Genomic DNA, 12,337 nt, shown 5'->3' on the forward strand with positions numbered 1-12,337 from the left:
TAGCATAATGGCCATAGACGAAAGCAAATATACCGTAGCACAGAATATATTGTTCAACACATTGAGTTTGTTGACCTTATTATTGCTGGCACCCTATATCAACAGCTTTACACCTCCCATCGTAGCGAACGGCTGGCACATCGACCTATTATTGGCCGTGGTAGCGAGTTTCATAGTTGTTTATTTGCTCCGCTGGGTGTTCAGGCCACTGATTATTCCCATCTTTTTACTGGTATGCAGTGTAATGGTCATTAATAAAGTTACTGACCGCTATACCTTTTATAATGTACTCAACGACTATAAAGGTATGGTACAGGGCAACCTCAACACCAAAGGCAGCAAACAACTGGATATCCTCAGTCTTTATCCGAGAAGAGTAGAAAGCTACCGCGATAAAACCGTACGCGGCATGCGGGAAAAAATTAATTTCCAGGACTCGGTGGTCCGCAACTTCTCCGTAAAACACTCCCTCGATTACTACGACGAATATTTTTATAAATACGGGAAAATAACCCGGTTCCTTTCCCTGTTCCGTTATATCAACGGCCAGTTTAAATATGTGCTGGATTCCCGGCGCGACGAATACTTCGCCACTGCACAGGAAACCATACAAAATGGTTTGGGGGGCGACTGCGACGACCACTCCATCCTCATGACGTCCTGCCTGCAATCGATCGGGGCAAGATGCCGTATTGTACTGGTGAAAGGCCATGCCTACCCGGAGCTATATTGCGGTGATAAACAAGAGTTTGAAATCATGAAGCAGGCCATCATCACACTTTTTCCGAAGCCAGCCGTGAAAGAAATATACTATCACGAACTGAAAGGGGAGTACTGGATTAACCTGGATTACACGGCCCGTCGCCCTGGCGGTCCTTATATGAATGATAAAGTTTATGCACTGATTGAGCTTTGATCCTTAAATTTGCCGCATGAGTCAATTTAACCGCCTGCGGAAATACCATAGCTTTTTTCGATTCAAAAAGGATTTTGAACAATACAGTTTAAAGAGTGCCAAAAGCTATGAGCTCATATTACATTGGTTACACAGCAAAATGAGCCGCAGCCAGTTCTTGCTGCTTTCAGGTATACTGGTAGGCTGTTCGGCAGGGTTAGCAGGCGTTGTCTTAAAAAGCCTCGTCCATTACATTCATTATGTAATCACCTATAAAGTACATTTCAGCACACAGGTTATTTTTTATGTGGTGTTTCCCTTCCTGGGAATTGTGCTCACTACCCTCATGGTCATCTGGTTTTTCAAGGGGCAATCGAGGAAAGGGATTCCCGCAATCCTGCACGAAATAGCCCGGAACTCCAGCCTGATCCCACCCGTAAAAATGTATTCACAAATATTACAGAGTGCTATCACTGTGGGGCTTGGCGGCTCAGCCGGATTGGAAAGTCCCATTGCAGTTACCGGTGCAGCACTGGGCTCCAATTATGCGCGTACCTATAAACTTGGCTATAAAGAACGTACGCTGTTACTGGCGGCCGGCGCTACCGCCGGGATAGCGGCGGCATTCAATGCACCGATTGCGGGGATGATGTTTGCTTTTGAAATATTACTCACCGGCGTGGTATTTTCTGATTTCATGCCGCTGATTGTGGCAGCCGTTTGTGGCAGCTTACTCTCTAAAATCATTTTACAGGAAGAAGCCTTGTTTCATTTCGAGTCGAGGGTTGCCTTTAACTATCATAACGTACCTTATTACATAGCCCTGGGCATACTCAGCGGATTTTATGCAAGATATTACGTGGTCATCTCACAAAAAATAGAACATTTTTTCCACTCGCTAAACTGGACAGCGATACAACGCGCCCTCCTGGGCGGTGTGCTGGTATCTGCCCTCTGCGTGGCGCTGCCTCCTTTATTCGGTGAAGGCTACTCCAGCGTGAAATCGCTGGCGGCCGGCAATGGCGAGGCCATTCTTCAAAATAGTTTCTTCCGGTATCTTCCCCTGCAAAGCTGGATGATAGTGGTGTTTACCGGCTGCGTGTGCCTGCTGAAAGCATTGGCCGCTTCCGTCACCATACAAAGCGGTGGTAACGGCGGGAACTTCGCACCATCACTGTTTGCCGGCGGATTCCTGGGATTCTTTTACGCCATGGTTTGTCAGCAGATGGGATTCACCGATATTCCGGTTACCAACCTCGTGATTGTTGGTATGGCCGGCGTAATGGCCGGTGTAATGTATGCCCCGCTAACGGCCATCTTCCTGATTGCCGAATCCAGCTCCGGGTACGATCTTTTTATTCCGCTGATGATTGTTTCTACCATCTCTTTCCTGATGGCAAAATGGTTTTCACCTATCTCCCCGGAAATTAAAGAACTGGCCAAAGATGGCAAAGTATTTACGCATGCCCATGATAAAAACATCCTGCTACTCCTGAAAATGGAGGACCTTCTTGAAAAAGATGTACAAACAATTTCTATTGACGCCACCCTGCGGGATATTATAGAACTGGTGAAAGAAGGCAGCCGGAATATTATTGCGGTAGTGAACCACGAACAACTGTTTGAAGGCGTTATTACGCTGGATGAAATCAGGCCGATTATGTTTAATCCTGAACTGTACGATACCGTTACCGTAAAGAAGCTGATGCACGCCCCGCCGGCGGTGGTTAATTTAAAAGATAACATTAACGTAGTGATCAAAAAATTTGATACGGCCCAGGCCTGGAACCTGCCGGTAATACAGGATCAACAACTGGTGGGCTTTATCTCCAAATCCAGTATCCTCAATAAGTACCGGCTGCTTTTACAGGAGTATTCGGAAGGTTGATACGGAATTCGTTATCACAGAAGGACTATGTTTGAAACAAAATACCTAAATTCCTTTATACGAAAATCCAATAATGGCGAGAGTTCTGATAAATTTTGCACATCCCGCCCTGGAAAAATCCAGGGTACATTCCCAGTTGCTGCGGGTGGTTAAAAATATCCCGGGGATTACTTTCAACGACCTGTATGAACAATACCCTGATCTGGATGTGGATGTAGCCCGTGAGCAAAAGTTGCTGGAGCAGCATGATATTATTTTTATGCAACATCCTTTTTACTGGTACAGTGCACCAGCTATTGTAAAGCAGTGGATCGACCTGGTGCTGGAGCACGGCTGGGCATATGGACATACCGGCAAAGCCTTACAGGGAAAGTATTTCAGCAATATTATCACAGCAGGGGGCGCCGAACATTCCTATCAACCGGATGGTCACCACGGACATACCGTGCATGAATTCCTGCTGCCTTTTATACAAACCGCCAAATTATGCAATATGCATTATGCGGCTCCTTTTGTGATATATGGCGTTCACCGGCAGGATATTTCAGATATCCAGGAAGATACGGCCCAGTTGAAACAGGTGCTGGAACGTCTCCGCGACGATAAATTTGACCTTACACCTTTGCCTGGCCTGGAAAATCTCCGTCAAATACTTCAACTACCCGCTCAAACCAGATAATATGGATCAACATTCTTTACTATTTCAGTCGATGGTATACCTCGCTGCAGCCATTGTGTTTGTGCCGCTGGCCAAAAAGATGGGACTGGGAGCTGTTTTAGGCTACCTGATCGCAGGTATTATCATAGGCCCTTCTTTACTGGGTTTTATAGGAAGAGAGGGAGAAGATATTATGCATTTTGCGGAATTCGGTGTAGTGATGATGCTGTTCCTCATAGGGATAGAGCTGGAACCGGCGCTGTTGTGGCGGCTGCGGTCCTCCATTCTCGGGCTGGGAGGGCTGCAGGTGATAATCAGTGCCGCTGCCATTGCGGGCATTGCCTACCTGGTAGGACAACCCATCAACACATCGCTGGCACTGGGCATGATCCTTTCGTTGTCGTCCACCGCCATTGTGTTGCAAACGCTGAATGAAAAAGGGTGGATGGGCACATCTGCCGGGCAGAGCGCCTTTTCGGTGTTGCTGTTCCAGGATATTGCCGTGATCCCGATGCTGGCCATATTTCCATTGCTCGCTGGTAATGTCGCAGCAGATGCCGCTCCACACAGCGCCTCCCTGAGGGATAATTTACCCGGATGGGCGCAAACACTGGTAGTGCTGGGCGCAGTAGCCATCATCATTATTGCAGGCATGTACCTGGTGCGGCCGCTGATGCGTATCATTGCCCGGACCCGTGTACGCGAATTATTTACCGCCACGGCCTTGCTGATGGTGGTTGGCATTGCTGTGCTGATGAACCTGGTGGGCCTCAGCTCTGCGCTGGGAGCATTTTTGGGCGGCGTGGTACTTGCCAACAGTGAATACCGCCATGAGCTGGAAAGTGATATTGAACCTTTCAAGGGATTGTTACTCGGCTTATTTTTTATCGCCGTTGGAGCATCTATTGATTTCAGGCTGATCATGGAACAGCCCTGGCTGATCATGGGTTTGGTAGTAGGGATCATGGCCCTGAAAGGTGTTGTGTTGTTGCTGCTGGGAAAAATATTCAGGCTGAGCACCGACCAGAACCTGCTCTTTGCTTTTGCCCTCGCAGACATCGGGGAGTTTGCGTTTGTGTTGCTGTCGTTTACCAGTCAAACGCGGCTGATGAGTAAGGAAATGACGGCCATGATAACAGCAGTAGTAGCCATCAGCATGGCGCTTACCCCGCTGATTATGCTGCTATATGAAAAAGTGATTCAACCGTATTATACCCGCTCAGAAGTAAAAGCGGAAAGGGAAGCAGATGAGATCAACGAAAAGAACCCGGTGATCATTGCAGGCTTTGGCCGCTTCGGCAGCATGACCGGGCGTTTCCTGCGGGCCAATGGTATTAATGCTACTATCCTCGACCTGGATTCCGACCGGGTAGATGCGCTGCACAACCTGGGTATTAAAGTATATTATGGAGATGCGTCCCGTTATGACCTGCTGGTTGCCGCCGGCGCTAAAGATGCAAAAATGCTGATCATTGCCACTGATCATGCGGAACAAACACTGGAAATAGTGAGAATGGCCCAACGGTATTTTCCTCATCTGCAACTGTTGGTAAGGGCAGAAAATAATGAAGATACTTTTGAACTGATGGACCTGGGCGTACTACATATTTACCGCGAAACGGTAGACACTTCCCTGCGTGTTGGCGTGGATGCCCTGCGTATGCTGGGTGGAAGGGCTTACCGGAGTGAACGTGCCGCACGGACTTTCTTCCGCCAGGATGAACGCACCCTGAAAGGCTTATCTGCATTGCGCGATGATAAAAAACAATACATCAGTTCCATGAAGGAACGTATCGATGAAATGGAAAAGCTCATTTCCTCCGACCGTGTAAAAACCTGGCTGGATGAAGGGCAGGGATGGGACCCTGAATCATTGCGTGACGAGATCCGGGGAGAAAAAATTGATGAGGAATAATTTATTGCTGAATATGCTGGATAATGAGTTCTGCCACATGATGTAGCAATCCTACATCTACAGGATTTAAATGATCGTGCATAGGCTTGCTGGAAACAGCGCGTACGTAGCCTTCTTCATCAGGCTCAAAAGTAATTTCATGTTCCTGAACGGCTACCTTATAAACCGTTTTGAATTGCTGATGAGCGGTTTGCACATCCAGGATGTGCGGATGCCCGTTGTATTCAAATTTAAGTGTGAAGAAGTCAGACATATCGTTATTACCGTTGTGCAGTATTCACTTCGCTTTCATCGTGCTGGCGATGATAGTAACGTTTTATCCTGTTTTTTTCATCACGGGAAAACTGATGAATCAACCACAGGCAAAAACAAGCAAGACCGCTGATGATCAATATGTAGCCTATAAACCCAAGGGTGTGGAACACTTTGAACCACATCCAGTCGTTGACTAAGGCGTACTGCGCTAAGATAGCTAAAATCAATCCTGCTGACGCTAATACAATTGCAATTTTTTTCATGGGGGAACTTTTGGGATGCAAAATCTGTTTACATGAATGAAAGGGACAAACGAAATGCCACAACTATTTACGCGCTATACCCGGTTACGGATGTATTTCACGTAGATATTTTTCTACATTACGAGAGTTATAACGAAGCAGTGTGTAAGATTGTTACAGTTGCAGGCGAATTCCCAGCTTGTTTAATCCCTTTACCAGGAAGAGCATGATTACTGCAAAAAAAGCGCACCAGGCAATACCCGGCAGTCCTTCTCCCAATACAGCCGGCAGGCTGATCCCCGCGAGCAACATGCCATAAAAAACAATGTCCGGCAGGATATAAGTGAGCAAAGGATTGGAACCTGCCGGGCGAAAGAAAGCCGTCCACTTACTGACCTGCTTTACATCTATCAGAAAATATAACAGGGAAAATACAGCCACACATATAGCACTGCAATAGAGGCACCAGCTGGGGGTAGCCTGGATCTTGGATAGTTTATAAGCAGGTCTTAACAAAACACCGGCTATCAACAGTAAAATAAGGTATCCCGTTACCCGCGACACCAGCTTACTTCCTTTCAGGCCCAGGTCTTCATCAAAATAAAATAATGTCAGCAACATTCCCGACAACACAATGGAAGTATGCGCAGCATGACCTGCCTGTGATGTAAGCCAGCCCCATTCTCCCATGAACGGCTGTTTACATAAAATATAATACCCGATACATACCGCTATCATCAGCATGATGGCGCCCGCCGCACCTTTAAACACCTGGTAAATGATACATGCATACAGGTATGCCCAGCCTATCAACCCCAAAATACCCCACCAATCCGGGGTTAATCGCTCCGTTCCATCTTCACCTCCGCGGAAAATCAATGCCAGGATGATCAATCCGATCATGCCCGCACCCTTGAAACACCATGCGAGCCATGCGTTTTTAAATTTATAAACATTCCAAACCAGTATAGCGCATACATAAAATAGAAGTGACCACGCGGCGCCACTCATACCGGTAGCAGCTGCATTCACCTTTTCAGCATTTACCATAAAAATACCCAGCACCCACAAACCCAATGTACGCCAGGCAATATGCCGCTGCAACTGCCAGAAAGTATCTCCCTTTGCCAACCGGCTATTGATAGCAAAAGGTACCGACATCCCCACTATAAACAGGAAGGCAGGGAACACCACATCTACAAAGGTCATCCGGTCTTCATTACCATGCGCATGCTGCATCCAGGAAGGGATACCGCTCACTCCCGCCACACTGTTAACGAAAATCATGACAAGAATAGTAATGCCGCGGAAAGCATCGATAGATAAAATGCGGCCAGTCTTTAAATTGTTGATCATAAGCGTTGCAGGTAAGGAAATGACTTTGTACCAAAATACATTATTTACTTTATATTCTCCTGCTGCCGTTAAGCCCATTTTAATAATCAGGGTGATAAAAAATAATTACCTTTCTTCCGATAACAAAATCTCAACAGCTTATGATAAAATCCATCCTCACCGGAACCGGTCTGGCTGCCATTACCTGCTTCGCTGCATGTAACCAGGGACAGAAACAACCCGGCACCGACGCATCTTCCACCCCCGACGCAGTAGCCGCTAATGTAGACAGCACCGTAAATCCCACCCAAGATTTTTTTGATTATGCCAACGGCGGCTGGATAAAACGCAATCCCATACCAGCAGAATACAGTTCATGGGGCATCGGTAACCTGGTACAGGAAGAACTGTACAAACGCCTGCGTATCATCAATGAAAAAGCGGTAGAAAATCCTACCGATCCTATCTCTAAAAAAATTGCCGCCTTCTGGACCAGCGGAATGGATTCCGTGCGCATCAACCAGGAAGGCATAAAGCCTATTGAAGCGGAGCTGAAAGCCATTGATGCCATTACCACCATCCCGCAGCTGGTGCAAATGGCCTCCAAGCTGAATATCAACACCGGTGCCTTCTGCAGCCTGTACATCGGGCAGGACGCCAAAAACAGTGACGTCATCGCTGTGCAGCTGGCACAAGGCGGGCTGGGTCTTCCCAACCGCGACTACTACTTCAACACCGACGCACGCACCACCAACATCCGGAATGCCTATCCCGGTCACGTTGCTAAAATGCTGCAATTTGTTGGCTACGACAGCACCGCCGCTAAAAAGGCTGCTGCCGGTATCGTACAACTGGAAACAAACCTGGCTAAAAACAGCCGCAAACTGGAAGCACTCCGTGATCCGGAAGCCAACTACCATAAGATGGCTGTCACCCAGCTAAATAAAATTGCCGGCAACATCGACTGGAATGAGTTCATCAAACAACAAGGCATCAGTAAATTCGCCGATACAATTATTGTTGGCCAGCCGGAATTTTATTCCAACCTGAGCAACGCCGTTAAATCGCAACCACTTCAAACCTGGAAGGACTACCTCAAGTGGAACCTGATCAACGCAGCCTCCCAACATCTCAGCGATACCATCGCCAACACCGACTTCGCATTTTATGGCACCCTTCTCAAAGGACAAGACAAGCAGAAACCGCGTTGGAAACGAGTGCTGGACGCAGAGGAAAGCGCAATGGGAGAGGCCCTCGGCCAACTGTTTGTAAAAGAGTTCTTTAATACCACCGCCAAAAAAAGATATGAAAACCTGGTAGAAGAAATCCGTGCGGAACTGAAAATACGCATTGAACACCTCGACTGGATGAGCGATAGCACCAAGCAAAAAGCATTATACAAACTCTCCAAGATCACCAAGAAAGTAGGCTATCCCGATAAGTGGAAAGATTTTACTGCAATGGATATCAAGGAACAATCGTACCATCAGAACATCGAAGCAGCCCACCAGTGGTGGCAAAACTACCAGATCAACAAACTTGGCAAACCGGTTGACCGTAATGAATGGGATATGACGCCGCAAACATACAATGCCTACTATAACCCCAGCAACAACGAAATTGTGTTGCCTGCCGGTATCTTCACCGTTCCCGGTAAGCGCGATGAAGAGCTGGACGATGCCGTTGTATACGGCTATGCCGGCGCCTCCACCATTGGCCACGAAATCACACACGGGTTTGATGATGAAGGCCGCCAGTTTGATGCCGCCGGCAACCTGAAAAGCTGGTGGACCAAAGACGATGAGAAAAAATTCAATGAGCGCGCATCCGTCATGGTAAAACAATTCAACAACTACGTAGTAGTAGATACCTTATGCATCAACGGCAAAGCCACTCTTGGTGAAAATATCGCGGATCTCGGCGGTATCCTGCTGGGATGGGAAGCGTTCAAAAAAACAGCACAATATAAGAAGAACGAAAAGATCGCCGGATACACGCCGTCGCAGCGGTACTTCATGGGCTACTCCCTGGGCTGGCTGGGCCACACCAAGAAAGAGTCGCTGGCCAGGCAGGTACTGACCGATGTACACTCTCCCGCCAAATTCAGGGTGAACGGTCCTTTTAGCGACGTGGACGCCTTCTACGAAGTGTATGGCGTGAAGCCGGGGGATGGCATGTACCGGGCGGATAGTGCGCGTGTACGCATCTGGTAACGCGCGCGAAGGTTGTCTTACCCAGGATTACGCTGATTTTGTTGATTACCGTGATTTTGTTCTTTGTGATTTTATTACTGATTTTACTTTTGAGTTATTGGTTCTGATTTTACTTTTTTTGATTTTATTTTTTTTAGCCGGATAAATTATCCGGCTCTTTTTTTTATTGGAATAGTTAAATTAGCGTCATTGTTTGTTTAACCTTAATACATGACGTATGATTAACCCAATTTATAAGCATTCGGAGCTTACCGGAAAAATTATTGGCTGTGCCATGCAAGTGCATCAGATACTCGGATCAGGATTTCAGGAAGTAATTTACCAGCGTGCATTGGCCATCGAAATGAGCGAAAAACAAATTCCATTTGAAAGAGAAAAAGACATGCCTATATACTATAAAGGTGAAGTAGTGGGAAGCAGACGAGCTGATTTCCTGGTGGAAAACGTTGTTGCTGTAGAACTAAAGGCTTTATCATTAATGGAGCAATCAAACATCTTACAAGCCAAAAGCTATATCGAAGCATATAACGTAGAAACCGGATTACTTATTAACTTTGGCCGGCCAAGCTTAGAATTTAAAAGACTCATTAACGGAAAATATAAATGACAATAAATCCTTCCATCACAAAAAAAATTATCAGCGCAATCATTATAATCAGCGTAATCCTGAGTAAGACAACCTCCGCTCAAACCGGGCTGGAATTGTATAAGCCCGTAAACGAAACACCCCGCGCCACTACGTATGCCAGGAAACGAAAAATAAAGTAGTGATCGATGGTAAACTTGATGAAGCCGCCTGGCAACAAGCCGCCTGGACGGAAGATTTCAAAGACATCGAAGGCGACGCTAAACCGGCGCCGGCACTGCGCACCAGGGTGAAGATGATGTGGGACCAGCAATATCTTTATATCGCAGCTACGCTGCAGGAGCCACATATCTGGGGAACACTGGTGGAGCATGACGCCATTATTTTCCGGGATAATGACTTTGAAGTATTTATAGATCCCGATGGAGATACCCACCAATACTACGAGATAGAAATCAATGCTTTAAATACCGTGATGGACCTGTTTATGGGTAAGCCTTACCGCAACATGGGAGAGGCGCTGATCAACTGGGACACCAAAGGAATTATCACTGCCATACATATCGATGGCACTATTAATAATCCGTCGGATACCGATAAAGAGTGGACAGTAGAGATGGCCGTGCCTTTCAGCGCCCTCAGCTTCTTCAATAAAAACCAACGACCCGGAGAGAATAGCCTGTGGCGCATCAATTTTTCGCGGGTGGAGTGGGACACTGATATTAAAAACGGCAAGTACGTAAAACAACAGCAGCCAGAACACAACTGGGTTTGGTCGCCACAAGGAATTGTGAATATGCATGCGCCTGAACGGTGGGGTTACCTGTTGTTTACCAGCAAAGCCAATACTACTTTCCAGCTACCTCCGGCGGAGGAAGCCAAACAATATCTCTGGCAGATTTACAGCGCCCAACTACAATTTAGGCAAGCCAATGGCCGTTATGCTAAAAACTTAAAAGAGCTGAAGATCTCTGAAAAACAAACCGGTACTAATAAAGAAGCATATACATTATCAATGGAAGGCATTTCATTACAGTATAACGCCAGCGTTACCGGTAGTAGTTTTGCTGGATCCGTAAATATCAACCAGGAAGGTAAAGTGTATAGTAACAGAAAATAAGCGCTATGGATAAACGTCTTTTTATAAAATCATTGGGCATCGGTGGATTGGCACTGGCGAAATCTGCGCTGCCGGCCAGCGCAGCTACTGCAAAAGAAACAGCGCCCACACTGGAAAAGAATGCCGTGCAACACCGCGTGTGGATCAATCCGGATCATAAAGATACCGCCGCTGTCTTAAAAGCAAGATACGCTGCTTACAGAAAAGCAGGGATCACGGATATTATGTTTGAGGAAGATAGCGAACTGCATTTTAAAACCGCTAAAGCCAACGGCATCAACGCTCACCGCTGGATGTGGACTATGAATCGCGGGGAAAAAGAACTGCTTGCCAGTCACCCGGAATGGTATGCGCAAAACCGCAAAGGTGAATCCTGCGCCAACCATCCTCCCTATGTGGATTACTACCGCTGGCTATGTCCCAGCAAACCGGAGGTAGTGAATTATCTGAAAGACCAGGTGGAAAAAATCCTTTCACTGGATTACGTGGATGGCATCCATCTCGACTATGTCCGTTACTGCGATGTGATATTACCCGTGAACCTCTGGAGTAATTATGGTATTGATCAGTCGAAGGAATTGCCAGAATACGATTTCTGCTATTGCGAACAATGCCGCAATGCCTATAAAGAAAAACATGGCGCAGATCCTTTACAAATAGAGCATCCCGATCAAAGTCCTTCCTGGCGCAAGTTCCGCTACGACCGGATCACTAATGTGGTGAGCAATCTCGCACAAGTAGCCCGGCAACATAAAAAGCCAATTTCCGCAGCAGTATTCCCTACTCCTGAAATCGCCAAACGTATCGTACGCCAGGATTGGACCAACTGGCCTTTGAACGCCATCTGCCCAATGATCTATCATGGCTTTTACAGGGAAAACGTGAGCTGGATAGGCGATGCGGTAGCAGAAGGTGTGAAGGGGCTCCATGGCGCCTTCCCATTATACGCAGGCCTGTACCTCCCGGACTTCCATAGCAACTACGCCGACCTGGCCGAAGCTGTTAAACTGGCCATCCAGAATGGCGCGGCAGGCGTTTCCATCTTCGGCAACGTAACACCAGAGGTGTTGCGCGTGCTGGGCGAGAATGCCTAACGCGTAGGTTGTCTTACTCAGGATTACGCTGATTTTGCTGATTACATTGATTTTACTTTTTGGATTTAAAATGATTATGGGAGATATAAGCGGATATTTTCGCTTATATCTCCCATAATCATTTTAAATCCAACGT

General features: G+C 46.9%; 11 protein-coding genes. 8 read left to right on the plus strand and 3 right to left on the minus strand.

Going from position 1 to position 12,337, the window contains the following annotated elements; all coding sequences use genetic code 11:
* Nucleotides 1-7 precede the first annotated feature (7 nt).
* The 4 genes from QFZ48_RS09785 (at nucleotide 8) to QFZ48_RS09800 (ending at nucleotide 5,356) form a co-directional block, all read left to right on the plus strand.
* Nucleotides 8-916 carry a transglutaminase domain-containing protein gene (locus QFZ48_RS09785; protein WP_429043591.1) on the plus strand — a complete coding sequence of 303 codons (909 nt, stop codon included), beginning with the start codon at nucleotides 8-10 and terminating at the stop codon, nucleotides 914-916.
* 16 nt (nucleotides 917-932) lie between these two features.
* On the plus strand, nucleotides 933-2,783 hold the full coding sequence (locus QFZ48_RS09790; protein WP_429043589.1) for a chloride channel protein: 1,851 nt from the start codon (nucleotides 933-935) through the stop codon (nucleotides 2,781-2,783).
* Nucleotides 2,784-2,856: 73 nt separating this feature from the next.
* Nucleotides 2,857-3,462, plus strand: coding sequence for an NAD(P)H-dependent oxidoreductase (locus tag QFZ48_RS09795; RefSeq protein ID WP_429062117.1), 606 nt, complete (start codon nucleotides 2,857-2,859; stop codon nucleotides 3,460-3,462).
* Nucleotide 3,463: 1 nt separating this feature from the next.
* Complete coding sequence (locus tag QFZ48_RS09800) at nucleotides 3,464-5,356, plus strand: monovalent cation:proton antiporter-2 (CPA2) family protein (protein ID WP_429062119.1); 1,893 nt, start codon at nucleotides 3,464-3,466, stop codon at nucleotides 5,354-5,356.
* 1 nt (nucleotide 5,357) lies between these two features.
* On the opposite strand, the gene QFZ48_RS09805 is transcribed toward QFZ48_RS09800, so the two are convergent.
* The 3 genes from QFZ48_RS09805 to QFZ48_RS09815 form a co-directional block, all read right to left on the minus strand.
* Nucleotides 5,358-5,609 (minus strand): hypothetical protein, encoded by a 252-nt coding sequence (locus QFZ48_RS09805; protein WP_370909085.1) that lies wholly within the window; start codon nucleotides 5,607-5,609, stop codon nucleotides 5,358-5,360.
* Nucleotides 5,610-5,616: 7 nt separating this feature from the next.
* Nucleotides 5,617-5,874 carry a hypothetical protein gene (locus QFZ48_RS09810; RefSeq protein WP_370909084.1) on the minus strand — a complete coding sequence of 86 codons (258 nt, stop codon included), beginning with the start codon at nucleotides 5,872-5,874 and terminating at the stop codon, nucleotides 5,617-5,619.
* 153 nt (nucleotides 5,875-6,027) lie between these two features.
* Nucleotides 6,028-7,209 carry a DUF5009 domain-containing protein gene (locus tag QFZ48_RS09815; RefSeq protein WP_429043581.1) on the minus strand — a complete coding sequence of 394 codons (1,182 nt, stop codon included), beginning with the start codon at nucleotides 7,207-7,209 and terminating at the stop codon, nucleotides 6,028-6,030.
* 140 nt (nucleotides 7,210-7,349) lie between these two features.
* On the opposite strand from QFZ48_RS09815, the gene QFZ48_RS09820 reads away from it, so the two are divergent.
* The 4 genes from QFZ48_RS09820 (at nucleotide 7,350) to QFZ48_RS09835 (ending at nucleotide 12,201) form a co-directional block, all read left to right on the plus strand.
* Nucleotides 7,350-9,401, plus strand: coding sequence for a M13 family metallopeptidase (locus QFZ48_RS09820; RefSeq protein ID WP_429062120.1), 2,052 nt, complete (start codon nucleotides 7,350-7,352; stop codon nucleotides 9,399-9,401).
* Nucleotides 9,402-9,618: 217 nt separating this feature from the next.
* Nucleotides 9,619-10,008 (plus strand): GxxExxY protein, encoded by a 390-nt coding sequence (locus tag QFZ48_RS09825; RefSeq protein ID WP_429043577.1) that lies wholly within the window; start codon nucleotides 9,619-9,621, stop codon nucleotides 10,006-10,008.
* Between the two features lie 160 nt (nucleotides 10,009-10,168).
* Nucleotides 10,169-11,107, plus strand: coding sequence for a carbohydrate-binding family 9-like protein (locus QFZ48_RS09830; RefSeq protein ID WP_429062122.1), 939 nt, complete (start codon nucleotides 10,169-10,171; stop codon nucleotides 11,105-11,107).
* A 5-nt stretch (nucleotides 11,108-11,112) separates the two neighbouring features.
* Nucleotides 11,113-12,201: a family 10 glycosylhydrolase gene (locus QFZ48_RS09835; protein WP_429062124.1), complete on the plus strand. Its 1,089-nt coding sequence runs from the start codon at nucleotides 11,113-11,115 to the stop codon at nucleotides 12,199-12,201.
* Nucleotides 12,202-12,337: the final 136 nt, after the last annotated feature.

Source organism: Chitinophaga sp. W2I13 (assembly GCF_050434005.1).
In the GTDB taxonomy this organism is placed as follows: Bacteria; Bacteroidota; Bacteroidia; order Chitinophagales; family Chitinophagaceae; genus Chitinophaga.

Coding starts and splice junctions, on each gene's coding strand:
- QFZ48_RS09785 (WP_429043591.1), top strand. CDS start 8: ATGGCCATAGACGAAAGCAAATATACCGTAGCACAGAATATATTGTTC.
- QFZ48_RS09790 (WP_429043589.1), top strand. CDS start 933: ATGAGTCAATTTAACCGCCTGCGGAAATACCATAGCTTTTTTCGATTC.
- QFZ48_RS09795 (WP_429062117.1), top strand. CDS start 2,857: ATGGCGAGAGTTCTGATAAATTTTGCACATCCCGCCCTGGAAAAATCC.
- QFZ48_RS09800 (WP_429062119.1), top strand. CDS start 3,464: ATGGATCAACATTCTTTACTATTTCAGTCGATGGTATACCTCGCTGCA.
- QFZ48_RS09805 (WP_370909085.1), bottom strand. CDS start 5,609: ATGTCTGACTTCTTCACACTTAAATTTGAATACAACGGGCATCCGCAC.
- QFZ48_RS09810 (WP_370909084.1), bottom strand. CDS start 5,874: ATGAAAAAAATTGCAATTGTATTAGCGTCAGCAGGATTGATTTTAGCT.
- QFZ48_RS09815 (WP_429043581.1), bottom strand. CDS start 7,209: ATGATCAACAATTTAAAGACTGGCCGCATTTTATCTATCGATGCTTTC.
- QFZ48_RS09820 (WP_429062120.1), top strand. CDS start 7,350: ATGATAAAATCCATCCTCACCGGAACCGGTCTGGCTGCCATTACCTGC.
- QFZ48_RS09825 (WP_429043577.1), top strand. CDS start 9,619: ATGATTAACCCAATTTATAAGCATTCGGAGCTTACCGGAAAAATTATT.
- QFZ48_RS09835 (WP_429062124.1), top strand. CDS start 11,113: ATGGATAAACGTCTTTTTATAAAATCATTGGGCATCGGTGGATTGGCA.